The organism is Enterobacter sp. UPMP701 (assembly GCF_053709515.1).
Window position 1 is genome coordinate 942854 of sequence record NZ_JBSKJN010000001.1, and the last position, 25721, is coordinate 968574.

Sequence of the window (25721 nt, forward strand, 5' to 3'; positions counted from 1 at the left end):
TCTCCAGAATTAAACGTGTTGCAGGGCTTTTTCTGCCAGCTGTGCAAAATAGCGGGCTGCGGGCTCAATCAGGGCTTCGTCAGGATTAAACGCCGGATGGTGTAAACCATACGGGCTATTACTGCCGATGCTGACAAACGCGCCGGGAACAGACTGCAGGTAGACCGCAAAATCTTCTCCGCCCATATGCAGCTCCGCATGCCGGGTTTCGTAGCCTGCCTCTCTGGCGACCGAGGTCGCGAAGTCAGCCCAGCGCTCGTCGTTCACCAGCGCGGTGGGCCCGGCATACCATGTGATGTCGATCTGCGCGCTAAAGGCACTGGCAAACCCGGCGGCGATTTCGCCCACGCGGGCCTTCACGTTCTGCTGCACCTCCGTGCGGTGGGTGCGCAGCGTGCCCTCCAGCTCGACGCTTTCCGGCAGCACGTTCCATGTATTGCCCCCGGCGATGCGCGTTACGCTCAGCACCACCGAATCCAGCGTGTTGACGTTACGGCTGGCGACGCTTTGCAGCGCCGTTATCAGCTGGCTCGCCAGCACAATGGCGTCGTTGCCTTCATGCGGACGGGCCGCATGTGCGCCTTTGCCGGTAATGCGAATCACGAAGCGATCGACGTTGGCATAGAACGGCCCGCCGCGCGTGGCGAACTCGCCCACGGGCAGGCCGGGCTCGTTATGCATGCCGAAGATGGCGCTGACGTCACGCAGGGCACCGGCGCGCACCATGCTCTTCGCACCGCCAAAATTCTCTTCAGCAGGCTGGAACAGGATACGCACCCGGCCGTTGAGCGAGGCTTCCCGCTCTTTGAGCTTTAACGCGGCGCCGAGGATCACACTGGTGTGAATATCGTGTCCGCAGGCATGCATCACGCCCGCTTGCTGAGAGCTAAACGGCACGCCGCTGCGCTCTTCAATTGGCAAGGCATCAATGTCTGCCCGCAGCGCAATCAGCTTGTTACCGGTTCCAATTTCCGCCACCAGTCCGGTCGGCAGGTCGTATGGCTGTAGGGTAATACCGGCATTCGTCAGCCACTGGCGCAGGCGAGCGGTGGTCTCTACTTCCTGGCCGGATAGCTCCGGGTTCTGGTGCAGTTCGCGGCGCCAGGCAATCAGTTGTTCACCGAAGCTCATACGGTGGCCTCCCTGTTAAGACGCGCCCCTGCCAGCAGACGCAGCGACGCAACGCGCGTTGCCCCCTCCGCGATCGGCGTGTCGATGATAAATTCATCAATACCCCACTGCGCATGCAGCGCGTTAAGCTGTTCAAGCACCGACTCCGCAGTACCCGCCAGTAGCGACTGCGCCCGACGGGCAATGCGCACCGGTTCGCTGCCTGCCTGACGGGCAAAGGCGTAGGCCTGCTCCTCGCTGGCGACGGTCACGCGCTGGCCGTTTGCCAGCTCAACGCCCCACACTTCGACCTTCTGCGCCAGCGCGTCCGCTTCAGCCTGGGTCGGCGCGACAATCGCCTGCACCGCCACAATCACTTCCCGCGCGCTGTTCTTACGCCAGATCGATACCACCTCGCGCAGCAACTCCGGGTCGCCGTTCAGGTGCGCGGCAAAGACGAAGTGCCAGTCGAGTGAGGCGGCGAGCAGCGCGCTTTCGGTACTGGCGCCCAGCAGAAAGCCCTGGGCAGGGACCGGCGGCAGCGGTGTGGCGCGAACGGCCTCTTCCGCCGACGGGTTTTCAGGACGTATCCAGCCGTCCAGTTGCGTCAGCTGTTCGGCAAAGCTGCCTTTTTCCTGAGGATGCAAGCCAAGCTGCAGCGCGCGGGTCGAGAGCGGCAGGCCGCCAGGGGCTTTCCCGATGCCCAGATCCACGCGGCCCGGGGCCAGCGCAGCCAGAAGATTAAAGTTTTCAGCGACTTTATAGGGGCTGTAGTGTTGAAGCATGACGCCGCCAGAGCCCACGCGGATGCGCTTTGTCTGCCCGAGGATCCAGGCAATCAGCAGCTCCGGCGAGGGGCTGGCGAGTTGTGGAGTATTGTGATGCTCGGCAATCCAGAAGCGATGATAGCCCAGACTTTCCGCCTGTTGCGCCAGCGCTAACGTCCTCGCCAGCGCATCGGCAGCCGTTTCATTTTCAGCGATGGGGCTTTTGTCCAGAATGCTGATTCGCCATGACATGTTGCGTTCTCGTTTGACTTAACATGTCGACATTATTAAAGGCGGATTTCACCACTGAGAAACAATTAATTTACATTTAGTTTGCCGGAAATCAGATATGTAAAACCCTGCTAGCGGTGTGATTTCAGGGATGAAATCAGCGCCTCCGCCTCCTGACGTCGGGTGATGCGGACAAAGTGAATGTGGGCATATCGCGGGTTTTGCATATCGGCTTCATAACGTTTGCGATTGCTGCGCCAGGTTTTGAGGGTCCATATGATGATGGACTCCCTGCTAAAAAATGATCGGCGGAAGCTTTCACGGTTTCCGGTGCCGGGCCACAGCTCCTGCTGGTGCCATGCGCGTTTAAACGCGCGCGTCACCGCCTGCCGGAGCGTGCGGATGAACCCGTAGTCTACCCACACCACCAGATCCACCTCGCGCCACTTCACATGACGAGTACGGTTGTAATTGCCGTCAAGCACCCAGCCGGGCGTGGAAGCGAGCGTATCCGCCAGCGTATTTAGCAGCACTTCATCCGGTGTGCCCTGCCAGTCAGGGCGCCAGTACAGCCTGTCCATCTCAATATACGGGAGCGACAGCTCCGTCGCGATGCGTCTGGCAAGCGTGCTTTTACCACTCCCGCTGGTGCCGATAATATTGATTTTCACCGTTCCGCCTGACTATGCTGAAAAAAAGGATCGCATCATATCCCTTTCTTTTTGTCACCGACACGCTCAATAGCTAATCATTCGGGTACTGCAGGTCACTCACTTTCTCCAGCCACTCAACCGGACTGCCGTTTACCGCTTCGGCGATGGCAATATGAGTCATCGCCGTTTGCGCACACGCGCCGTGCCAGTGCTTGACGCCCGGCGGTATCCACGCGATGTCGCCCTGGTTAAGCGGCTCCGCCTCTTTACCCCACTCCTGCAGCCAGCCGCGCCCCTGGGTGACAATCAGCGTTTGCCCAAGCGGATGAGTGTGCCAGGCGGTACGCGCGCCCGGCTCGAAGGTCACCGTGGCCCCGCCTACTTTTGCCGGTTCTGTCGCCTGGAACGGTGCATCAATGCGCACGGTGCCGGTGAACCAGGCGTCTGGCCCCTTTACTGACGGTAATGAACCGCTGCGGATAATTTTCATCATGTACTCCTCGTTGACTGTTGCGTTAACAGTAGCGCAAAGCCATCCGCAGCATTAGAGTGCATAATCAGAACGGAAACATGAACTGAATTCATAAATGAGGACTAGCCGCCATGTTAAAAGACAATTTCAACGATCTGCTCTCGTTTATGGTCGTCACCCGCGAGCGCAGCTTTACACGAGCCGCGGCACAGCTGGGCGTCTCGCAGTCGGCACTGAGCCATGCGATGCGCAATCTTGAAGCCCGACTCGGCGTTCGCCTGTTGACCCGAACCACCCGTAGCGTGGCACCTACCGAGGCCGGCGAGCAGCTTTTTATCCGCTTACGTCCCCACCTGATGGAGATCGAACAGGAGCTAACGGCGCTGCGCGATACGCGCGACAGGCCTGCGGGGAATATCCGTATTACCGCGGGAGAACATGCCATGGAGAGTGTACTTTGGCCGGTGTTGAAACCCTTTATGGCGCAATACCCGGATATTAACGTTGAAGTGACGGTGGATAACGCCCTGACCGATATTGTTGATGGGCGTTTCGACGCGGGCGTGCGCCTGGGTGAACAGGTGGCGAAAGATATGGTGGCGGTGAGGATCGCGCCGGACATGCGCATGGCCGTCGTCGCGTCCGAAGATTATCTGGAGCGCTTTGGCGTGCCGGAAACCCCGGAGCAGCTTGCGACGCACCGCTGCATCAATATGCGCCTGCCCACTCTTGGGGGATTATATGCCTGGGAATTTGAAGGCGACGGGCGCGGTTTTAGCGTGCGAGTTGAAGGACAGCTTACGTTGAACAGCCTGCCGCAGCGTATCGATGCCGCCGAGAACGGTCTCGGTTTGGCCTACGTGCCGGAAACGTCGATCAGTAAGGCCGTGTCAGAAGGACGGTTAGTTCAGGTCCTCGATGCCTGGTGTCCGACCTTTGAAGGATATCACCTTTATTATCCCAGTCGTCGCCAGCATGCGCACGCTTTCAAGCTGCTGCTGGATGCCCTGCGTCAGCCGTCATCGATACCCACAGGTAATTATTAAGCAAACCTGATGATTAAAGCACCGCTTCAACGCGCGTTTTGTCTAAAAACTCGCCACGTTTCAGCGCGTTGTGATCCCCGTCTGCTCTGACCACACGATTTCCTTCGACGTGCATCACTTTCGGCACGGTTATATTTTGCGTCGCTTATGAATTGCAGGTAGGATGCCTCGCCATGTTTCGCCTTATCCATACGCAGAATGACTGGGAAGGCGGCATGTGTTTGCGCAGAAGCAATCGTTTGTATTGCGCTCTGCCAGGCAGGACTATCACGATAATGGTTCAGACAGGCAAACAGGTAACTCAATGAAAACAAGCAATAAAAGCGCAGCCGATCATCATGCTGCTAAACGTCGCTGGTTGAACTCCCACGAAGAGGGCTACCACAAGGCGATGGGCAACCGTCAGGTTCAAATGATCGCCATCGGCGGCGCTATCGGAACGGGTCTGTTTTTAGGTGCTGGCGCACGTCTGCAAATGGCTGGCCCGGCTCTCGCGCTGGTCTATCTGGTGTGCGGGATTTTCTCTTTCTTCATTCTTCGTGCGCTGGGCGAACTGGTACTGCATCGCCCGTCCAGCGGAAGCTTCGTCTCTTACGCCCGCGAATTCCTCGGTGAAAAAGCCGCCTACGTGGCAGGCTGGATGTACTTTGTTAACTGGGCGATGACCGGTATCGTCGACATCACCGCTGTTGCGCTATACATGCATTACTGGGGCGCGTTCGGTGATGTGCCGCAGTGGGTCTTTGCCCTTGGCGCGCTGGCGATCGTCGGCACCATGAACATGATCGGCGTGAAGTGGTTCGCCGAGATGGAGTTCTGGTTTGCGCTGGTCAAAGTGCTGGCCATTGTGATCTTCCTGGTCGTCGGTACCGTCTTCCTCGGCAGCGGCAAGCCGCTGGATGGCAATGCCACCGGCTTCCACCTGATAACCGATAACGGCGGTTTCTTCCCGCACGGTCTGCTGCCCGCCCTGGTGCTGGTGCAGGGCGTCGTGTTCGCCTTTGCTTCTATCGAACTGGTGGGTACCGCTGCGGGTGAATGTAAAGACCCGCAGACGATGGTGCCAAAAGCGATTAACAGCGTGATCTGGCGTATCGGTCTGTTCTACGTCGGCTCCGTGGTGCTGCTGGTTCTGCTGCTGCCGTGGAATGCCTATCAGGCCGGACAGAGCCCGTTTGTCACCTTCTTCTCTAAGCTCGGCGTGCCTTACGTTGGCAGCATCATGAACATCGTGGTACTGACCGCGGCGCTCTCGAGCCTGAATTCCGGTCTTTACTCCACTGGCCGTATCCTGCGCTCCATGTCGATGGGCGGCTCGGCGCCGAAGTTCATGTCGAAGATGAGCAAACAGCACGTGCCGTACGCCGGTATTCTGGCCACGCTGGTGGTATACGTCTTTGGCGTGTTCCTGAACTATCTGGTGCCGTCTCAGGTCTTCGAGATCGTTCTGAACGTGGCCGCACTCGGCATTATCGCCTCCTGGGCCTTTATCGTGGTCTGCCAGATGCGTTTGCGCAAAGCCATTAAAGAAGGCAAAGCCGCTGACGTCAGCTTTAAGCTGCCGGGCGCGCCGGTGACCTCCTGGCTCACCCTGCTCTTCCTGTTTAGCGTGCTGGTACTGATGGCGTTCGACTACCCGAACGGCACCTATACTATCGCCACCATTCCGCTGCTGGCCGTGCTGCTGATTGCTGGCTGGTTCGGCGTGCGTAAGCGCGTTCACGAAATCCACAGCACCGCGCCGGTTCATCCTGACGATGAAAAACACGACGCACCGCTGGTGGAAGAAACGTCACGTTAAGCATCCAGTAAAGATCAAAAAGGGAAGGCAAATGCCTTCCCTTTTTTTATATTACAGCGCGATACGAATCACGTCGTCAGGCAGGGTCGCTTCCTGCTGGCGGGTCGATTTCTGTTTCACCGTCACGTACAGCGTTTTGCCATCCGCGGAGAGCGCCAGGCTGTTCGGGTAGACCGGCGTATCGAACGTTTTCGTCACTTTGTAGGTTTTCGCGTCAATCACGCTCACCTTACCGGCCTCACGGTGCGTCACGTAGGCTTCATTGCGGGCCGGGTTAAACAGGACGGCCAGCGATTCAGGCGCGGCGATTTTCTCCATCACGCTGCCGTCTTTCAGGCTCACCACCAGCACTTCCGGCTGTTTTGAATCGGTCAGGAACGCACGCTGACCGGCGGTGTCCAGACTCAGGTTCAGGTAGAAGTGCTCTTTACCGTCGTCCTGCACTTTTTTGCGGCTCAGGATTTTGTTGGTGGCAGTATCAATGGTGACCAGCTCGCCGTCAGCATTGGTGGTATACAGGCGTTTTGCCTTAGCATCAAGCGCCAGACCGGTGCTGTATGTGCCGGTGCTGGCGATGGTCTCTTTCAGCTTCAGCGTTGCCCCATCCACGACCCAAATCACGCTCTCTTTACCAACACCGGTGATGTAAATCGTGTTGCTCGCATCATCCGCCACCAGCTGGCGCGGCTGCAGCGGTTTGACAGTTTCACTGCGCTGGCGGTTATCGAGCACCAGGCGCCCTTTCACGTCGCCCGTTTTCGCATCAATAGCTGTCACCGCGCCGTTGATGGTGTTGCCAAACCACAGGGTTTGCGTCGCACCGTCGAGTGTGGCGCCAAACGGTTTGAGATCGCTATGAATGGCCTGCGTCACGTCCAGCGTCGTCGGATCAAGACGATAGATAATGCCGCCCTTGTCGGTTTTACGGCTTTGTGACGTGGCAACCCACAGCGCGTTCTCCTGCTGGCTGATCGCCATTTCATAGGCCCCTTTCCCCACCGCTTTACGCAGCATCTCCCCGGCGGCGTGCGCCTGGAAGGTTCCGGCAAACAGTAAAGCGGCAGACAGCAGAGACGTGCTCAGTCGCGGCGAGCGCGGATGGCGTAAAGACATAACAATTCCTTTTTTAACAATGGGTGTACTACTGACATCGCTTCCGGCTGGCAACGTCATGGCATTGCCGTTCTGATAATGAGAATAGTAATCATTAATAGATTAAAAGTGGAGTATTTCTTTCTCTTGCTGCCTTTCATTAACGCAATGTGCGGTTATAGTTTTCAAAACATTTACAAAACCTTTAACATGTATGGACATGTTCCATTTGGTTCGTTTATACACCACAACCGGTTTTACTCATGAAAATCATTTCTGCCCGTAAGGCATCACTCCCGCTGCTGCTGGTTCCCGTTGTTTTTGCGCCTCTTGATGCGATGAGCGCAGAGGAACAAACCATGATCGTCAGCGCCACGCCGCAGACCGTATCAGAGCTTGATACCCCGGCGGCGGTCAGCGTCGTAAATGGCGAGGATATGCGTCATGCCGCGCCGCGCATTAATCTCTCTGAATCGCTCGGCAGCGTGCCGGGACTGCAAATTCAGAACCGTCAGAACTATGCCCAGGATCTTCAGCTTTCGATGCGCGGGTTCGGTGCCCGCTCAACGTTTGGCGTGCGCGGTATCCGCATGTACGTCGACGGTATTCCGGCCACCATGCCGGACGGACAGGGCCAGACCTCCAACATCGATCTCTCCAGCATTGACAGTGTTGAAGTGCTGCGCGGCCCCTTCTCCGCCCTCTACGGTAACGCCTCTGGCGGCGTGATTAACATCAACACCCAGACCGGTCAGCAGCCGCCGACCATTGAGGCCAGCAGCTATTACGGCAGCTACGGGACATGGCGCTATGGCATGAAAGCCACCGGCGCAATGGGTGACGGAACGCACGCGGGGGATGTGGATTACACGGTTTCGACAACCCGCTTTACCACCAAAGGCTACCGCGACCACAGCGGCGCGCGGAAAAACCTCGCGAACGCCAAACTGGGCGTACGCATCGACGACGCGAGCAAGCTGACGCTGGTTTTCAACAGCGTGGACATGAAGGCCAACGATCCGGGCGGCCTGAGCTATCAGGAGTGGCAGAATAACCCGCGCCAGTCTCCGCGCGGCGATCAGTACAACACGCGCAAGACCATCAAGCAGACCCAGGCCGGACTGCGCTATGACCGCCAGCTCAGCGCGCAGGACGATCTCAGCGTGATGATGTACGCCGGCGAGCGTGAGATGACGCAGTACCAGTCGATCCCTTATCAGCCGCAGCTGAGACCTTCTCACTCTGGCGGCGTAATTGATATGCAGCGTCATTATCAGGGCGTTGATACCCGCTGGACGCACCGCGGCGAGCTGCTGGTGCCGGTCACCTTCACCACCGGTCTGAACTATGAAAACATGAGTGAAGATCGTCGCGGGTACGAGAACTTCGTGATGAACAACGGCGTACCTGACTACGGCGTGAAGGGTGATAAACGACGGAACGAACGTAACCTGATGTGGAACGTTGACCCTTACCTGCAAACCAGCTGGCAGCTGACGCAGAAACTCTCCGTCGATGCGGGCGTACGTTACAGCTCTGTCTGGTTTGATTCCAACGATCATTACGTAACGCCGGGCAACGGCGATGACAGCGGTGAGGCGAGCTATCACAAGTGGCTCCCGGCGGGCTCCGTGAAGTATGCGGTGACGGACGCGTGGAACCTCTATGCGGCCGCAGGACGTGGATTCGAAACGCCAACCATCAACGAACTCTCTTATCGCGCCGATAACCAGGGCGGCCTGAATATTGGCCTGCAGCCCTCCACGAACAACACGTATGAAGTGGGGAGTAAAACCCGCGTGGGCAATGGCCTGCTGACGGCAGCACTGTTCCGCACGGACACGGATGACGAGATCGTGGTGGATGCCAGCGCAGGCGGACGTACCAGCTATAAAAATGCCGGTAAAACCCGCCGTCAGGGTGTGGAAGTTTCCCTCGATCAGCAGTTCGCTGAGAACTGGAAGCTGAAAATGGCGTGGACCTATCTGGATGCCACCTACCGAACCAACGTCTGTGGCGACGCCGACTGTAACGGCAACCGCATGCCGGGTATTGCCCGCAATATGGGCTATGCGTCATTTGGCTGGCAGCCTGAAGAAGGCTGGTACGCGGGCTCAGACGTGCGCTATATGAGCGATATCATGGCCGACGACGAAAACACGGCAAAAGCACCTTCGTACACGGTGGTTGGGCTGAATACCGGCTATAAATTCAACTATGGCAACTGGGGAATGGATCTCTTCGGCCGCGTAGATAACCTGTTCGACAAAGAGTATGTCGGCTCAGTGATTGTCAACGAATCCAACGGGCGCTATTACGAGCCTGCACCAGGCCGTAACTACGGCGTGGGGCTGTCGGTCTCTTATCGCTTCGAGTAAGAAAACAGTAAAGTTTATTTTATAAATGAAATAACCCCTGATGGCTTATTGCCATCGGGTGTTATTCATCAGATAAATAATTGGATGACGTATATAGTCGCTCTGTTAAATAATCTCTCAGTTAAAATATTGTCGCTGTAAAAGCGTATTCGATTCATCAATCAACTTTTCAATCGCCTTCTGGCTGGCGTCAACATCCCGGCGTTCCAGGGCAGAAAGCAGTTCATCATAGTGATACGTCGCCTCCTTAATGTCGTTAAGCTCCTGGTGCAGATAGTTAATGCAGGGTCCGATGCGCACCCATAGCTGCTCAATTAATGCGCTGAGCGTCGGCATTTCCGCAAACTGATAAAGCGTAAACCGAAAGACGCGATTCGCATGCAATGCCTGCTGGACGTTGCCGTTGCGCATGGCGTCATGAAACGCATCTGACAATTTGCGCAACGTCTCCAGTTTGCTATCAGACATATTCTGACAGGCCGCAGCGACCGCCATGGGCTCAAGCTGCTTGCGGATGGCGTTAATCTCGTTATAGCGCTCCAGCGTGACTTCTGGCACCAGAAATGCCTGGGCTGGTGTGGCCTGTAACGCCCCTGCCGACACCAGACGCAACAGCGCCTCGCGAACGGGGGTAATGCTGGTTCCTAATTTATCGGCGATCTCTTTTGTAATCAGTCGTGCGCCAGGTTTGAGTGAGCCTGTAATTAATGCGCCCTTCAAACTCAGTTCAACTTGCATGGTAAGACTGATCCTTTGCGCTTTTTCTAAATGATCCAAATCAAGCATGTTCAATTCCTGTAGCTAAAACTTAATGCTATTTTTAAACGTCAGTTTAAATAAAACGACGCTGGTCCGATATATCCTGTATCGTCATGCCTGGTGGTGGGAAGTACGTAAAAACAGCAAAAAATGCAAAATGATTTTTTTATCAGTTTCGGGCGCATCCGGGATGATGGCGCGAAAAGCTATGTCCATTTATTAAAGACAATATATCGTATCTTCACAAATAAATATGACGGGAAACCCCGCCATATTGCTGTTTATTTATTGTCAGGCGCGACGCGAATCACGACTTTGCCGAAGTTTCGTCCTTCCAGCAGGCCAATCAGCGCCTCGGGGGCGTTCTCCAGCCCGTCGGTGATCTCTTCACGGTAGTGGATTTTGCCCTCCTGCACCCAGCGCCCCATCTCCTCCTGGAACTCATGAATGCGGTGACCGTAGTCCTGGGCAATGATAAAGCCCTGCATCCGGATGCGTTTCTTCAGAATGGTGCCCATCAGAAGCGGCAAACGATCCGGCCCGTCAGGCAGCCCCGTTGCATTGTAGCCGCTCACCAGGCCGCAAACCGGCACGCGCGCGGAGGTGTTCAGCAGCGGCAGCACGGCGTCAAACACTTTCCCGCCGACGTTTTCATAATAGACATCAATGCCTTTCGGACAGGCCTGTTTCAGCTGCTCAGCGAAATCCGCCGCGTGATGATCCAGACACGCGTCAAACCCGAGAACCTCAACGGCGTGGCGGCATTTTTCTGCCCCACCGGCTACGCCGACCACGCGGCAACCTTTGATTTTACCTATCTGCCCGACTGTCGCGCCAACCGGGCCCGTCGCTGCGGCGACCACCAGGGTTTCACCCGCTTTCGGTTGTCCAATATCCAGCAGACCCATGTAGGCGGTAAAGCCTGGCATACCCAGAATGCCGAGCGCCCAGGAGGGATGGGAGGGATTATCGCCCAGTTTAACCAGGCCGCTGCCGTCCGAAAGCGCATACTCCTGCCAGCCGCTGTAGCTCAGCACCCATTCACCCGCTTTATAGTCGGGATGGTTTGACTCTTCTACGCGGCTAACCGTTCCCCCTACCATCACCGCACCAATTTCAACCGGCGGTGAATAGGATGGCGCATCGCTCATGCGGCCCCGCATGTACGGGTCCAGCGACAGCCAGACGGTACGCAGCAACAGCTGCCCCGCCTGAGGTGCAGGAACGGCCTGCTCTTCCAGACGAAAATTCTCCGCCACCGGCGCGCCCTGTGGACGAGAGGCCAGTACCCAGCGGCGGTTTTGCGAAACAGAGTGATTCATCGGGTTCTCCTTCTGGTACAAATGTTATTACAGCCTGGCTCACGATCGGCGTTATCGCCTTAACATTACGCGCCAGACTGGTTAAGCCGTACAACCAGATAGATACAGGTTTCGTTCGTTTCGTTAATGAACCGGCAGTCATTTGGTGGCCCCAGTTCCAGGCAATCCCCGGCACGCATCTCGTGGCGAGTGTCGCCCTCCTGAAAGACCAGTTCACCGGACTGCAGCCAGATAAGCTGACGCGCCAGGGCATAGGACGATGCCGGCATCGGGACGTCGCTCCCCGCGGGCAGCTCAATCTGAACGAGGTCGATAGGCAGATCGGTACGGGGAGAAACATGGCGGCGGAGATAGTGCGTCTGCGGGTCGCGCCAGACGGGCTGATTCGCCAGACGCAGAAGTTTTCCCTCCTGCATCTCGGCTCTGGCAATCAGGGTCGACATGCTGATCCCAAACGCGCCTGACAGGCGAGCAAGTAAAGTCGCCGTCGGGCTGCTGTCGCCGCGTTCTATTTTGTGGATCATGGCGCGTGAAACGCCAGCCCGCTCCGCCAGCTCGCTCAGAGACCAACCGCGTGATTCGCGTTCAAGGCGAATTCTGGCGCTAATACGCTGATTCATTGTGTCTGTTATTGTATTCATGACGTCATACTATAGTGTATGAATGGCTTTTCAATGGGGTTCTGATAACAAAAAATGAGGGCTTATAACGTAGCGCACATGCGGTACACTTGTGTAATATCGTAGCAATACCGTAATACTATAGTGAACAACTCATTGAGGTTTAATCATGATCGTTCGTCATGCCTGCAAAGAAGACTGCGCTGCAATAGGAGAGATTTACAACCACGCGGTGCTGCATACTGCCGCGATCTGGAACGATAAGACCGTCGATACCGATAACCGAATCGCCTGGTTTGAGGCGCGCACGCTCGCGGGCTATCCGGTTCTGGTGAGTGAGGAAGACGGTGCGATCACCGGGTACGCCTCTTTCGGTGACTGGCGCGCCTTCGACGGTTTCCGTCATACGGTCGAGCATTCGGTTTACGTCCACCCCGATCACCAGGGCAAGGGCATTGGCCGCACGTTAATGAACGCGCTGATTAACGAAGCCCGCGCCATCGGCAAACACGTGATGGTCGCCGGTATTGAAGCGCAAAATCAGGCCTCCATTCACCTCCACGAAACGCTCGGCTTTGTGACCACCGGCCAAATGCCACAGGTGGGAACCAAGTTTGGCCGCTGGCTGGACTTAACCTTTATGCAGCTGCAGCTGGATGAGCGCAGCGACCCGGACGCGATCCCATGAATCAGTCGCTAACGCTGGCGTTCCTCGTGGCGGCGGGAATCGGTCTGGTGGTGCAAAACACTCTCATGGTGCGTATCACCCAGTCCTCCTCCACGATACTTATCGCGATGCTGCTGAATTCGCTGGTCGGCATTGTGCTGTTTGTCAGCATTCTGCTGCTGAAACAGGGCTTCGCCGGGTTCAGTGAACTGGCCGCAACGGTGCGCTGGTGGATGCTGATCCCGGGGCTGCTGGGGTCGTTTTTTGTTTTTGCCAGCATCAGCGGGTATCAGAACGTTGGCGCGGCAACGACCATCGCCGTACTGGTGGCAAGCCAGCTGATTGGCGGGCTGGTCATGGACGTGCTGAGAAGCAACGGCATTCCTCTGCGCGCCCTGATCGGCCCGGTATGCGGCGCGGTGATGCTGGTCGTCGGCGCGTGGCTGGTGGCACGACGTCAGTTTTGAGCGCTACAGAATGGTGCCGCCTTTAGTCAGCTGATCGAGGCGCGCGTCCATCTCCTCTTTATGCTGCTTACCGTGATGCGAAATCGCGGTACGCAGACGCTGCTGCTGGGTGTAGCGATCTTCACGGCTGAGATCGGCATCATCGCTCAGTTCAATCAGCAGCTCGTTCATGTGGGCGATGACGCTCTCTTCGATGGCAGCATCCACACGGGCGATAACTTCGTTTAAATGTGACATTGTCACTCCTTGTGAATTGCCGGGTGGCGGCTTCGCCTTACCCGGCAATAAATGCTTAGTTCAGCTTCGCTTTAGAGAAATCGCTGCCCATCAGGCTCACGCTGTATCCGGTCACGTTACTGCGGGTCGCGTAGAACGTTTTGCCATTTGCCAGCGCGATCCACGGTGCCTGCTGGTAGAAAATCTCCTGCGCCTGGCTATACAGTTTCGCACGCTCGGCCGGATCGCTGGTCAGCTTCGCTTTTTGCACCAGGGAATCATACCCCTTATCGCACCAGCGCGCGGCGTTTGACCCGGTTTTGATGCTGTTGCAGCCCAGCAGCACATCGGCAAAGTTGTCCGGGTCGCCGTTATCGGACATCCAGCCGAACAGCGCCGAGTCGTGCTCACCTTTGCGCATCCCGGAGAGGTATTCGCCCCACTCGTAAGAGACGATTTTGGCCTTCACGCCGACTTTCGCCCAGTCGCTCTGGATCATCTCCGCGATACGACGCGAGTTAGGGTTATATGGACGCTGAACCGGCATTGACCACAGCGTGACCTCGGCGCCCTTCTCCAGCCCGGCCTGCTTCAGCAGCGCTTTTGCTTTTTCAGGATCGTAGCTGTAATCCGGCAGATCTTTATTAAAGCCCAGCATATTTGGCGGGATCGGCGATTTTGCCACCGTACCGGAGCCCATAAAGACCGCATTGACGATAGCCTTCTTGTCGGTCGCGTAGTTCAGCGCCTGCCGCACCAGCACGTTATCAAACGGCTTTTTCTCAGTGTTAAACGCCAGATAACCCACGTTCAGCGCGTCGACGGAGTGCAGGGTCAGATTTTTGTTCTTTTTAATGACGTCAAACTGGACCGGAGACGGCGCAGGGATAATCTGACACTCGTTGGTCTGCAGCTTCGCCAGACGGGTTTCCACGTTTGGTGTGATGGAGAAAATAAGATGTTTGGTCGGCACCTCGCCATCCCAGTAGTTCGGGTTAGCGACGTAGCGGATCAGCGAATCCACCTTGTACTGCTGGAGCACATACGGCCCGGTACCGATCGGCCAGGTGTCCACATTCTCCGGCGTGCCTTTTTTCAGCATCGCATCGGCGTATTCGGCGGAGAGGATCGAGGCGAAATCCATCCCCCAGTCGGCCAGGAACGCGGCGTTCGGTTCACTCAGGGTGAACTGGACGTGGTAATCATCAACCTTTTTAACGTCCTGAATCAGCTTGTCGAGCCCAACGTCGTTAAAGTATTCGTAGTTGCCCTGTGAGACATTGTGGTACGGATGCTTAGGGTCTTTCTGACGCATTACCGAGAAAATAACGTCATCGGCGTTAAAGTCGCGGGTCGGCTTGAAGTATTTATTGCTGTTGAACTTCACTCCTTTACGCAGAGTAAACGTATAGGTCTTTCCGTCCGGCGAAATCGTCCAGGATTCCGCCAGTGACGGTACCGGGGTGTTTTTCACCGGGTCGAAATTGATCAGGCGATTGTACAGCACCTGTGAGCTGGCCACGAACGACGGGCCGGAGCTGGCAATTTGCGGGTTGAACGACTCGGGGGATGCCTCGGAGCAGTAAATAATGGTGTCGTTGTTTGCCGCCCATGCGGCACCGGCTGGTAAAAGAGCGCTCAGCGCAAGGGCAAGCAGCGTTTTCCCTGTAGACATGGTTATAACCCTTTCGGTTTTATTATAGTGGACAGTAATAACAGCACAGCCGTTATGACCTGGCAAATAACGAAACACTATCAGGTTATTCTAAAGCCGCATTTTTTGCTGGTTTTCCCGCCAGTGCAGAAAAAGGCGATTTGCCTTAAGGCCCGTTATTCGTCAAGCACAACCGTCACGATCTATGCCGCAAGAAATCGGCGCTTTTAGCGTCTCTTCCTCCGTTTGTTTGCTTCTTGGTTTGGTTAAAGTAAGGGAGTGAAGAAGTATATGGGATCAAATCGTGGCAAAAACTCTTTTACGCAGCGGTAATCTGGATGATTTTCAGGCCGTTGGCGGCGGCGGACAGGCCGTTTTTGAATCAGCGTTACAAATCCGGGAAGCGCTCCGGTTGCGCAAACAGCAGGCCATCGTCGACTGTCTGGCTATTCCTCAGGTCAACGACAGCGGCGACCGCGTAGACTGGTATTCTCCGGTGGAGGGAAGCGTCACCAGCTGGAAGGCAGCCAGTGAAGACGACCGCTATCGCGCCCTGCGCTACCTGGAAAGTACGCTTGCCAGCGTTGAGTCATTAAGCAAGAAATGCCTCCAGTCGCCCAAAACGGCACAACAGCTTTTCGGCTCGCTGCTGACGAAGGCGTTTCAGTTTCCCGGCGAGAATTTCGTTTATCTGGTCGATGGAAAGCCGGTCCTGTGCTTCTGGGGCTTTGTAAACCTGAATGAAAACGCACGGGACGATGCGCTCGACTGTTTGCGTGAATCGCTGATCCCTGAGCCTGCCCCGGTTGTCATTGAAGAGCCCGAGCCCGAGCCTGAGCCCGAGCCGGAAGCGCCCCCGGTCATTACCTTCGAGCAAGCGGACGAGCCTCTGGTCGCCCCGACCCCGACGGTGCGCATTACTGCGGAAGAACTGTATGAGCCAGAGCCTGCTCCCGTCATTGCTCCTTCGGCGGCTGAGCCAGTCCCCGCAATTTTAGCGAAAAAGCGCCGCGTACCGCTGTGGACCCTGCCGGTTGCCGCCGTCATCGTTGCCGCCGTTGCCGCACCGCTGCTATGGCCAAAACAGGCCCCTTCCGCAGAGCCAGCGCCTGCACCGGCACCTGAGCCCGTGGCTATCGCACCAAAACCGATCAAAGCGGTGGAGCCGCTGGCTATGACTTTACCCCTGCACCAGGCTGAGGTCGTGGCGAACAAAGAAAAAGACCCAGCGCCTGTACCTGAAGCTGCGCCGGTGGTGATTGTCGCCATCCCGAAAGATGCCATGGTGATGGAAGCCAGCCAGGTGAAAGCCGGTTCAACGCGCTTCCTCAACGGCACCTGGCGCGCCATCCTTGACGTGAAAGATCCGATAACCGGCAAACCGCCGTCAATGCGCTATCAAATCCAGAAGAATAAGGGCTTCGCCCGCGTCGTGCACGGCGACAACATCGTCTGCCGCGCGGAGATCTTCTCCGGGCTGCACAGCAATGGCGAGCTGATGATTAAGAGTCGCGGTCATGCCCGCTGCACCGATGGTTCCCGCTACCCGATGCCGGAAGTCGCCTGTAAAGCAGGTGCCAGCGATATCGCAGAATGTCGCGCTCGCTATGATGCCAACACCGTCGTTCCACTGACGTTCAAGAAAGCAGGTGCCTGATCTTATGCTGGTAAATCTTTGCGACTATAAACAAAGCGTCACGCTTATTGCCAATAGCGGCGTGCAGTTCCTTGATTTCGGCCTGACGCCGCAGGACACCGCCAGCAACGGGCGCTTCGTACGTAAAACCGCGAACGGCCCCCTTTTGCGACTCGATTTTGACCTGGTGAACGGGCGCTATACCCTGCCGGGGATGAACGGCGGGCAGCCTGAAGTGGTTAAGCCGGAAACCACCATACCGCTGAATCAGTCCCTTGCGGTGCTGGACGGCGTCTGGCTTCCTGTGCCGTTCCTGCGCTTCAACCCGCCGCGGACCTTTGTCGATGGCCCGGATAACTGGGCGCGCGTGCAGGTGCGTAAACTGGAGAAACCCGATGCGGCTGGCAACACCCACCGCGTCACCCTCGCGCTCGACAGCCAGATCGCGGAGCATGCCACCTCCGCCCTGTCGCCGGTTGAAAACGATATCCTGAACGGAACCCGCTTTGCGCTGGCCTGGCGCGATACTGAAGTAGAAAGCTTCCTCGACCAGACCTGGATTGACGGCTGGCTGCGCGAGGCATTTACCCAGTATGCCGACGGCGTTGAAAACCGCTCTGAACGTGACCTGCATCAGGCGATGCGCAGTTTTGAATATCAGGCCCACTGGCTTAACCTGCTCACTATGCTCGGTGAACAGCTTACCGTGCCGGAGGTGAAATTTGTCACCCATACGCTGAGTACCCCAGCCATTCCGGTCGACCTGATCCTTGACGTGGGGAATACTCACACCTGTGGCGTCATCATCGAAGACCACGGTGATGCAAACGACGGGCTGCGGCAGACCGCCGAGCTGCAGGTCCGTTCGTTAAGCGAACCACAGTTCCTCAACGAACCGCTGTTCACCAGCCGTCTCGAATTCTCCGAAGCGCGTTTCGGCAAGCAGCACTTCTCGGTGGAAAGCGGCCGCGAAGATGCGTTTGTCTGGCCGTCGATTGTTCGCGTGGGTGATGAAGCCCGCAAGCTGGCGATGCAGCGTCTGGGAACTGAAGGCAACAGCGGTATCTCCAGCCCGCGTCGCTACCTGTGGGATGAAACGCCGGTTGTGCAGGACTGGCGCTTTAGCCAGATGAATGGCAAAACCCAGCGTGAGCCGCTTGCCACGGCGTTCCCGCTGATGAACCTGATGAACGATGACGGTGAGCCGCTGTTTACGCTGCCGCAGGATGAACGCCTGCCGGTCTTTTCGCCGCAGTACAGCCGCAGCACGCTGATGACGCACATGCTGTGCGAACTGCTGGCGCAGGCGCTGGGTCAGATCAACAGCGTTGCCACGCGCCTGCGTCTGGGCTTCCCGGCCTCGCCGCGCCAGCTGCGCACCCTGATCCTGACCCTGCCCTCGGCCATGCCGAAGCAGGAGCGCGAGATTTTCCGTCGCCGTATGTTTGAAGCCATTGCCATCGTCTGGAAAGCGATGGGCTGGCACCCGCAGGACGAGGATTTTGCCACCCGCAAACAGCAGGAAAAAAGCGTGGTGCCGGTACCTGAAATTCAGATGGAATGGGATGAAGCCAGCTGCGGCCAGTTGGTCTGGCTGTATAACGAAGCCATCTCCCGCTTTGGCGGCCAGACGGAAGCCTTTTTCGCCTCCCTCGCCCGCACGGACCGTGAACCAGAGCCGGGCGTGCAGCCGGGCCGCGCATTACGCGTCGCCTCTATCGACATTGGCGGTGGCACCACGGATATGGCGATTACCCACTATCAGCTTGATGACGGTTCCGGTAATAACGTCAAAATCACGCCGCAGTTGTTGTTCCGCGAAGGGTTTAAGGTGGCGGGCGACGATACTCTGCTGGACGTGATTCAGCGCTATGTCCTGCCCGCCCTGCAAACGCAACTGCAGAAATCCGGCATTGCGGACGCCTCGTTGCTGATGGCGTCGCTGTTCGGCGATTCCGGGCGTATTGATACCCAGGCGGTACTGCGCCAGCAAACGGCGCTTCAGCTCTTTATGCCGATTGGTCATGCCATTCTTGCCGCCTGGGAAGCCAGCGACATTGACGATCCGCTGGCCGGTCTGCATGCCACCTTCGGCGAGCTCCTGCTGCAGAAGCCGACCCGCAACGTGATGAATTATTTGCAACAGGCGATCGATCACGCCCTGCCGACGGGCTCAGACGCTTTCGACCTGTTCGCCGTGCCGCTGCACGTGAATTTCCGCGAAATGCAGGATGCGATGCTGGCTGGCCAGTTTACGCTCACCTCTCCGCTTCATGCGGTGTGCGAGGCGATTTCCCACTACAGCTGCGATGTTCTGCTGATCACAGGGCGCCCGGGCTGCCTGCCTGGCGTTCAGGCGCTGATTCGACACCTGCAGCCGGTGCCGGTCAATCGCATCGTCTGGCTGGACAAATATCAGGTTCATGAATGGTACCCGTTCAGCCAGCAGGGACGCATTGGCAACCCGAAATCGACGGCTGCCGTGGGGGCCATGCTCTGCAGCCTGGCACTCGACCTGCGTCTGCCGCGTTTTAACTTTAAAGCCGCAGACATTGGCGCATATTCCACCGTGCGTTATCTGGGCGTGCTGGATAACACCGTCAATACCCTGCGCGAGGAGAACGTCTGGTATCAGGATATCGACCTGGATAAGCCGGGCGCGAAGCTCGACGCGAGGCTGCACTTCCCCCTGCGCGGTAACGTCACCCTCGGCTTCCGCCAGCTGGCGAACGCGCGCTGGCCCGCCACGCCGCTCTATACCCTCAGCATCAACTCGGCTGAGCTGGCAAAAGCGATTGCCGGAGACGGCGTGCTCAACGTGCGTCTTAAGCTCTGCGGCGGCGGCAAACAGGAGGGCCCTGAGTCCTTCGAGCTGAGCGATGCCTGGCTGCAGGACGGCACGCCGGTTGCGCCTGACGCGCTAACCTTCAAACTGAATACTCTGGCCGATCGCCGACACAGCGGCAGCCACTACTGGATCGACAGCGGGAGCGTATACCTGAAATGACAGCGACGACGACCACCACTCAGGCCTTAATCGGGTGGATTAATGAGACGCGCCTGAACGCCCCTGTGCTGGATAACGATGCTGACGCCCTGCTTGCTCGCATCAACGCGGTGCAGGCGCGGGAGCAGGCCATTGAACGCGCCCTGACCCGCAGGAGCAGCATTGGGCTTTACGGTCATTCGCAAAGTGCCAAAGCGCACCTGCTGCAGTCGCTGTGCGGCAGCGGCAACGGTCGCCTGAACGTGACGCCGGGCCAGCGCACCTTTGACTATTTCTCGCATATCAATCCGGGACACGCCCTGACCAACATGGCTATCCGCTTCACCCGGGAAAACGCAGAAGTAACGGATGAGGCGTTCCCGCTGCGTCTGAGCCTGGTCACCGAGGCCGAGCTGGTACAGCTGTTTATTGCCCGCACGACGCTGCACCCGCAGATGCGCGCGGTGGATAAGGCGGTGATTGAGACGCGGCTGGAGAAATGGCGCGGCCTGCGCCAGCCCCAGAGCGTACCCGGTATTACGGCGCAGGAAGTGGGTGCGATTGCGCGTTTCTGGCAAAGCACGGTACCTGCCGCGAAACAGCAAATTGATGATGCCCTGTGGCATCAGTTTGCCCAGCTGATCCCATCGCTCGATCTTAGCACCCGAGCCAGCGTCTGGTCGCTGCTGTGGGGGGAGCAACAGGAGTTAACCCAGCAGTGGCTTAAGCTTGCTCATGTTCTGCATCAGACCAGCCATGCGCGAGAGCTTGCCGCGCCGCTAAGTCTGCTGGTAGACAGCTTTGGCCTGCCCGGCGAAGGGTTCCTGACGCACGGCACCTTAACCCAGCAGGAGGCCCAGGAGACGCTGCTGCATCCGCTGAACGACGGCGAATTGCTCAACGCTATCAGCATCCCCGTCGACGTGCTTGCCTTCCTGACCCGCGAGCTGGTTTTGCCCGTTGAGAACTGCGCGCTGGATAATGTGGACATTATTGATATTCCGGTCTTTGAAGACAGCAGTGCCGATCCGTTGCTGCAGGCCAAATATCCGTGGCTGCTTGAGCATTACCGCCAGCAGCTGCAGCCCGATGTCCTGGTTATCTGCAATGCAACTGCGCAGCACCAGCAGACGGCCAAAAAAGCAAAAGCGTTAACGAACTGGGTTAAAGAGACCCAGCTTTCCGAAGAGTCTGCCCTGCCGGGTCTGGTGTGGGCGATCACCCCTCATGACGCCCGCTTTACCACCCGACAGAATCTTGATGAGGCCGTACAGCATCTGCTGGGTAAGCCTGGCCTGCGCTGGGGGACACTGCAGGCGCTGGACAGCCACAGCCTGTTGCGCGTTGTCGAGTGGCTGTCGCAGGCGACGCTCCCCGCCCAGCGGCAGAAGCGTCTCAGCACGCTGAAAGGCCTGTTGCGCCAGGAGCTCCCGGCGCTGATGCAGGGTTATCTGGCCCCGCTGGTTGAGGAGCCGGGTACCCGGCGTGCTCAGGCCGAAAACATGGTGCGCACGCTGCAAAGCAGCGCCGCCCGCCACGGCGAGCTGCTGGAAGGTCTACTTCCGCCGCTGAAGGCGTTTGAGGCGCTGCTGGCCGTACAGCAGCCTCGCGAGGAGCAGGTCAACGGACTGTTTACGGATGCGATTGACCTGTTCGCCGATACCCCTCAGGAAAATCCTGGCCTGCACCAGACAAAAGACAAAGCGCGTCTGGCACACAGAGTCTGGATAAATCATCTGCGACAGTGGAGCCGCAACGAGGCCGCTGCCGCGCGCCTTGGGCTTGAGACCACAATGTTGCAGCACATCGCGGATGTACTGGTGGTGACCAGCTACCGGCTGGATCTGCCTCAGCAGCTTCGGCGGATTGTAGACGCGGATAAAAGCAGCGCTGCGCAACTGCATGCCGTGATGGGCAATTTCGTTGGCTGGCTGGGTTACGACCAGACGCCGTCAGCAGAGCGTCCGGCAAGCCGCATCCGCAAGGGACAGGCAATTTTTGTTACGCCCGTGGTTAGCAGTGCCGCGCCGCGCCTGACGCGCCTGGGAGAGCAGCCTGTCCATGCGGCCACCGCGTACGTTTACGACTGGCTGGTCGCCCTCTATAGCCGCGCGATAGAGAACATTGATTATCAGCATCCGCATGATGTTCAGCCTGACGCACGCAGGGCTCTGCAGTCATTATTACGCTGAGATTTCGGCCCGCAGGAGTGCGGGCCATTTTCACCGCGCCATACACTCCGCTAACGTCTGCGCCAGTGCCGATGGGTTTTCCCACGACATGGAGTGCCCCGCAGCAGGGATGATTTTGACCTCAACGCCCTTCTGCTTCAGACGATCCACATCGTCATCCGGCAGAGAGAGCTCGCCAAAAATCAACGTCACCGGGCAAGGCAACGACAGAAATTGCGTCTCCCAGTCCGGCTCAACGCCCGCCACCAGGCTCGATGCGCCGCGCCAGACTGCATAAGGCGCATTACTTTGCAGGCACCCGGCCCACGCCGTTTTTTCTGCACGGAGCATGTCACCGTAACCCTGCGCCACAAATTGTTGTTCGGTTTGCGCCGCAATAGACCGGCTGAACATGCCACCGCCAGCGTGAAAATTGGGCTCCGACACGATCAGGCCTTTAACCCGCGCTGCCACCAGCCCTGCTGTTTCAATCGCGATGCTGCCGCCCATGCTGTGGCCGTATAACCAGAAGGCATCCAGTTTCAGATGGTCAATCAGCTCCGCCACAACGCGCGCTTGATCGGTGGTTTTGTAGCTGTAGTGCTCGGGCTTATCGCTGTAACCGCTGCCGGGTAAATCGATGAGAATCGTTCTGCGCCCGCCAAACTGAGGGTCACGAACGACGCGGGGATATTCATAGGAAGAGGCGCAGCCCAGCCCATGAATAAACACCACGGGATCGCCGGTGCCGGGCAAGTCATGCCAGCGCACGGTGCAACGGGCCTGCTGCGAGTAAAAACTGTTCATAAGCACTCCTTTTACGATGCACTGTGTATTTATACAGTCATCATATCCGGAATGCCATAATCATCTTTTAAAAATGGAAGCGTGCTTCAGAAAAGCGAGATCAGGAGCGCTACGGGGAAGCTCATCGGCCAGGTTGATCCCACCAGAAACGCGCTGAGCAGACGGATACGTTTGCGGTCTTTAGAGAGGAACCAGGTAATTAATGCGCAGATGGAAGCCATGATTGCGTAAAAAACCAACATCTTTTGATACAACGTCATTCTGAATACCAGAGCCGAAAAAATAACCGCACGCAATATGCGTCATATGTTGATACAGATCAAGTTTTTTAATTACATAATAACCACTTAAAAATTAAGGCTAATAACAACTGAGTATTTTGTATAACAAACAGGGGGAGCCACCCATTATCTTTATTGATAACATGCATGTTAAATGCACTTTTTGATAAATATTCTCTTCCGCAACGGCGTCTAATAAAGGCAGACATCCATGGGAGGCCATATGCTACGCATTCCGCAGAGTTGTATTCATACCCGCTCCACCCCTTTCTGGAATAAAGAAACCGCCCCTGCCGGGATCTTTCAGCGTCATCTCGACACGGGTACCCGTCCGGGCGTTTATCCCCGTCTGTCCGTTATGCAGGGCGCCGTCCGCTACCTGGGTTATGCTGATGAACATGCCCCTGAGCCTGACAGGACATTGATTATCAGGGCTGGCCACTTCGGTGTTTTTCCCCCTGAGAAATGGCATCACATCGAGGTGATGAGCGACGACACGCTGTTCAATATTGAATTTTTCGTCGAACCAGAGGTATTGAAGTCGCTTTAAGCGGCTTTTATTTAGGAGGAAACCCTTATGCTACGTATCCCTGAGAATTTTGTTCATACCCGCTCCACTCCATTCTGGAACAAAGACACCGCGCCAAAAGCCCTTTTCACCCACCATAATACGAAAGCCAGCGTATATGGCCGTTTGTCGGTGATGCAGGGGGCGGTGCGCTATTTTGGCTTCCCTGACGCGACCGCGACCGAACCGGATCTGGAGCTGGTGATTGAAGCCGGATCGTTTGGCATCTCACCGCCGGAAAAATGGCATCGCATTGAGCTACTGACCGACAATACCTGGTTCAATATCGACTTTTTTGCCGATCCTGACGTTACGCTTCAGGGCGCGGGCATCGGCAAAGTGGTCAATACACATAAGGAGTAACCGCGTGGGTAAAGCAACGTACACAGTGACCGTGACCAACAACAGCAACGGCGTCTCGGTGGATTATGAAACAGAGGCTCCGATGGAGTTGCTCATCCCCGATGTCGCCGCAGATGTGGTGAAAGATCTGGTGAATACCGTCCGCGCTTACGATACGGAAAATGAGCACGAGGTGTGTGGCTGGTAAAACAAACGCCCGGCGATGCTGACCGCCGGGCATGATTTTCTAGTGTTTAATCATTACGTGCCGGACAACCGTATAATCCTCAAGCCCGTACACCGACATATCCTTTCCATAGCCGGACAATTTCATGCCGCCGTGCGGCATTTCGCTCACCAGCATAAAATGGGTATTCACCCAGGTGCAGCCGTACTGCAGGCGTGCGCTCAGCCGATGGGCACGGCCCACGTCCTGAGTCCAGACCGACGACGCCAGACCGTACTGCGAATCGTTCGCCCAGGCCAGCACCTGCGCTTCATCGTCGAATTCGGTGACGCTCACTACCGGGCCAAACACCTCGCGCTGAACGATGGCATCCTCCTGCTTCGCCCCGGCCAGCAGGGTTGGCTGGAAATAGTAGCCCGCCCCCTCTTTTTTGCTTCCGCCCGTCACTACGCGAATATGACCGAGCGCTTTCGCCTCCTCAACCGCCTGACAGACGCGTGAAAGATGCGCAGCCGAGCTCAGCGGACCGAGCTCAGTAGACTCATCTTCCGGCGCCCCCATTTTGAGGCTGGCGACGGCGGCACCGAGCTTTTCCACCAGTTGGGCAGAGATCCCCTTCTGGGCATAAATACGGCAGGCCGCCGTACAGTCCTGCCCTGCATTGTAGAAACCAAACGTCCGCACGCCCTCCACAACCGCGTCCAGATCAGCATCGTCGAACACGATAACCGGCGCTTTACCGCCCAGTTCCATGTGGGTGCGCTTAATGGAGGACGCCGTGTGGCCGATGATATGCTCCCCGGTAGCAATCGAACCGGTCAGCGACACCATGCGCACTTTTTCATGCCTGGTCAGCGGATCGCCCACCGTTTTACCGCGACCAAACAGCACGTTGAGAACGCCTGCCGGGAAGATATCCTTTGCCAGCTCCGCCAGCTTTAACGCCGTCAGCGGCGTGATTTCAGAAGGTTTGATGACCACACAGTTACCGGCCGCCAGCGCAGGCGCCAGCTTCCATGCCGCCATCATCAGCGGGTAGTTCCACGGCGCGATAGAGGCTACCACGCCCACCGGGTCGCGGCGGATCATCGACGTGTGGCCCTCAAGATACTCTCCGGCGGCCAGCCCGTTCAGGCAGCGCGCGGCCCCGGCAAAGAAACGAAATACGTCGACCACCGCCGGAATCTCATCGCCCAGAGCACAGTGCAGCGGCTTGCCGCAGTTAAGGGATTCGAGCCGGGCAAACTCTTCACCATGCGCTTCAATCGCATCCGCCAGCTTCAGCAGGCACTCGGCGCGCGTTTTCGGTGTCGTTTGCCCCCACACCACAAAAGCCCGGTCGGCGGCCTGAACCGCCGCGTCGACCTGAGCCGCTGAGGCCTCAGCAATCTCCAGCAGCACCTCACCGGTGGCCGGGTTATAGATCGGCTGTTTCTCTCCCTCTCCGGCAACCAGTTCACCCTTTATCAGCAGATGTGTTTGCATAGC

The 25721-nt window shown here is 57.3% G+C and carries 24 protein-coding genes; 11 read left to right on the forward strand and 13 right to left on the reverse strand.

Translation table 11 applies throughout. The features are described 5' to 3' along the window. Positions 1–9: 9 nt before the first annotated feature. The 4 genes from ACWKXT_RS04610 to ACWKXT_RS04625 form a co-directional block, all read right to left on the reverse strand. Positions 10–1131, reverse strand: coding sequence for an amidohydrolase (locus tag ACWKXT_RS04610; protein ID WP_454531804.1), 1122 nt, complete (start codon positions 1129–1131; stop codon positions 10–12). Further along, a complete protein-coding gene (locus ACWKXT_RS04615; RefSeq protein WP_454531805.1) occupies positions 1128–2129 on the reverse strand; it encodes an LLM class flavin-dependent oxidoreductase in 1002 nt (333 codons plus the stop codon). The genes ACWKXT_RS04610 and ACWKXT_RS04615 overlap by 4 nt, the downstream gene beginning before the upstream one ends. Before the next feature lie 110 nt (positions 2130–2239). Continuing rightward, positions 2240–2779: an AAA family ATPase gene (locus tag ACWKXT_RS04620; protein WP_454526718.1), complete on the reverse strand. Its 540-nt coding sequence runs from the start codon at positions 2777–2779 to the stop codon at positions 2240–2242. A gap of 73 nt (positions 2780–2852) precedes the next feature. Further along, positions 2853–3251, reverse strand: a complete 399-nt coding sequence (locus tag ACWKXT_RS04625) for a (R)-mandelonitrile lyase (protein ID WP_126544786.1) — start codon at positions 3249–3251, stop codon at positions 2853–2855. A 113-nt stretch (positions 3252–3364) separates the two neighbouring features. Between ACWKXT_RS04625 and ACWKXT_RS04630 the strand changes: the two genes are divergently transcribed. Beyond that, positions 3365–4279: a LysR family transcriptional regulator gene (locus ACWKXT_RS04630; RefSeq protein WP_454531806.1), complete on the forward strand. Its 915-nt coding sequence runs from the start codon at positions 3365–3367 to the stop codon at positions 4277–4279. Between the two features lie 304 nt (positions 4280–4583). Continuing rightward, positions 4584–6080 carry an L-asparagine permease gene (gene ansP, locus ACWKXT_RS04635; protein ID WP_014883943.1) on the forward strand — a complete coding sequence of 499 codons (1497 nt, stop codon included), beginning with the start codon at positions 4584–4586 and terminating at the stop codon, positions 6078–6080. Positions 6081–6131: 51 nt separating this feature from the next. On the opposite strand, the gene yncE is transcribed toward ansP, so the two are convergent. Continuing rightward, positions 6132–7193: a 7-bladed beta-propeller protein YncE gene (gene yncE / locus ACWKXT_RS04640; protein WP_454526717.1), complete on the reverse strand. Its 1062-nt coding sequence runs from the start codon at positions 7191–7193 to the stop codon at positions 6132–6134. Positions 7194–7435: 242 nt separating this feature from the next. Here yncE and pqqU point away from each other — a divergent pair, with 242 nt between their 5' ends. Further along, entirely contained in the window at positions 7436–9550 is a 2115-nt protein-coding gene (pqqU, locus tag ACWKXT_RS04645; RefSeq protein WP_454531807.1) for a TonB-dependent receptor PqqU, read from the forward strand. A gap of 117 nt (positions 9551–9667) precedes the next feature. Here pqqU and ACWKXT_RS04650 read toward each other — a convergent pair whose 3' ends face one another. The 3 genes from ACWKXT_RS04650 to ACWKXT_RS04660 form a co-directional block, all read right to left on the reverse strand. Further along, positions 9668–10336: a GntR family transcriptional regulator gene (locus ACWKXT_RS04650; protein WP_454531808.1), complete on the reverse strand. Its 669-nt coding sequence runs from the start codon at positions 10334–10336 to the stop codon at positions 9668–9670. Between the two features lie 254 nt (positions 10337–10590). Beyond that, positions 10591–11631, reverse strand: coding sequence for an NADP-dependent oxidoreductase (locus ACWKXT_RS04655; protein WP_454526714.1), 1041 nt, complete (start codon positions 11629–11631; stop codon positions 10591–10593). Between the two features lie 65 nt (positions 11632–11696). After that, the gene (locus ACWKXT_RS04660) at positions 11697–12272 is read right to left on the reverse strand and encodes a helix-turn-helix domain-containing protein (protein ID WP_454526713.1); all 576 of its coding nucleotides are present in this window, start codon (positions 12270–12272) and stop codon (positions 11697–11699) included. 148 nt (positions 12273–12420) lie between these two features. Between ACWKXT_RS04660 and ACWKXT_RS04665 the strand changes: the two genes are divergently transcribed. Continuing rightward, entirely contained in the window at positions 12421–12939 is a 519-nt protein-coding gene (locus ACWKXT_RS04665) for an N-acetyltransferase family protein (protein WP_454526712.1), read from the forward strand. Next, positions 12936–13385, forward strand: coding sequence for a DMT family transporter (locus ACWKXT_RS04670; RefSeq protein WP_454531809.1), 450 nt, complete (start codon positions 12936–12938; stop codon positions 13383–13385). Before ACWKXT_RS04665 ends, ACWKXT_RS04670 begins: the two co-directional genes overlap by 4 nt. A 3-nt stretch (positions 13386–13388) precedes the next feature. On the opposite strand, the gene ACWKXT_RS04675 is transcribed toward ACWKXT_RS04670, so the two are convergent. Beyond that, a complete protein-coding gene (locus ACWKXT_RS04675; RefSeq protein WP_454531810.1) occupies positions 13389–13622 on the reverse strand; it encodes a YdcY family protein in 234 nt (77 codons plus the stop codon). A 55-nt stretch (positions 13623–13677) separates the two neighbouring features. After that, a complete protein-coding gene (locus ACWKXT_RS04680; protein ID WP_454531811.1) occupies positions 13678–15276 on the reverse strand; it encodes an ABC transporter substrate-binding protein in 1599 nt (532 codons plus the stop codon). A gap of 283 nt (positions 15277–15559) precedes the next feature. On the opposite strand from ACWKXT_RS04680, the gene ACWKXT_RS04685 reads away from it, so the two are divergent. Genes ACWKXT_RS04685 through ACWKXT_RS04695 form a run of 3 tightly spaced genes read left to right on the forward strand, consistent with a single transcriptional unit; the run spans position 15560 to position 22069 of the window. Further along, complete coding sequence (locus ACWKXT_RS04685) at positions 15560–16912, forward strand: SrfA family protein (RefSeq protein WP_454531812.1); 1353 nt, start codon at positions 15560–15562, stop codon at positions 16910–16912. A gap of 4 nt (positions 16913–16916) precedes the next feature. After that, complete coding sequence (locus ACWKXT_RS04690) at positions 16917–19898, forward strand: virulence factor SrfB (RefSeq protein ID WP_454526707.1); 2982 nt, start codon at positions 16917–16919, stop codon at positions 19896–19898. Next, positions 19895–22069 carry a virulence factor SrfC family protein gene (locus ACWKXT_RS04695; RefSeq protein ID WP_454531813.1) on the forward strand — a complete coding sequence of 725 codons (2175 nt, stop codon included), beginning with the start codon at positions 19895–19897 and terminating at the stop codon, positions 22067–22069. The genes ACWKXT_RS04690 and ACWKXT_RS04695 overlap by 4 nt, the downstream gene beginning before the upstream one ends. A gap of 30 nt (positions 22070–22099) precedes the next feature. On the opposite strand, the gene ACWKXT_RS04700 is transcribed toward ACWKXT_RS04695, so the two are convergent. Then, positions 22100–22855: an alpha/beta fold hydrolase gene (locus ACWKXT_RS04700; RefSeq protein ID WP_454531814.1), complete on the reverse strand. Its 756-nt coding sequence runs from the start codon at positions 22853–22855 to the stop codon at positions 22100–22102. Between the two features lie 86 nt (positions 22856–22941). Next, positions 22942–23115 (reverse strand): GhoT/OrtT family toxin, encoded by a 174-nt coding sequence (locus ACWKXT_RS04705; protein WP_003856960.1) that lies wholly within the window; start codon positions 23113–23115, stop codon positions 22942–22944. A gap of 244 nt (positions 23116–23359) precedes the next feature. Between ACWKXT_RS04705 and ACWKXT_RS04710 the strand changes: the two genes are divergently transcribed. From ACWKXT_RS04710 to ACWKXT_RS04720, 3 genes are read left to right on the forward strand one after another with little or no spacing between them, the layout of a single operon-like run. Beyond that, positions 23360–23686 carry a DUF1971 domain-containing protein gene (locus tag ACWKXT_RS04710; protein ID WP_454531815.1) on the forward strand — a complete coding sequence of 109 codons (327 nt, stop codon included), beginning with the start codon at positions 23360–23362 and terminating at the stop codon, positions 23684–23686. 27 nt (positions 23687–23713) lie between these two features. After that, positions 23714–24067: a DUF1971 domain-containing protein gene (locus tag ACWKXT_RS04715; RefSeq protein ID WP_454531816.1), complete on the forward strand. Its 354-nt coding sequence runs from the start codon at positions 23714–23716 to the stop codon at positions 24065–24067. 4 nt (positions 24068–24071) lie between these two features. Then, on the forward strand, positions 24072–24254 hold the full coding sequence (locus ACWKXT_RS04720) for a DUF1869 domain-containing protein (protein WP_003856955.1): 183 nt from the start codon (positions 24072–24074) through the stop codon (positions 24252–24254). A gap of 39 nt (positions 24255–24293) precedes the next feature. Here the strand turns inward: ACWKXT_RS04720 and patD are convergent, their stop codons facing one another. Continuing rightward, complete coding sequence (gene patD / locus ACWKXT_RS04725) at positions 24294–25718, reverse strand: aminobutyraldehyde dehydrogenase (protein WP_454531817.1); 1425 nt, start codon at positions 25716–25718, stop codon at positions 24294–24296. Between the last annotated feature and the right edge of the window lie 3 nt (positions 25719–25721).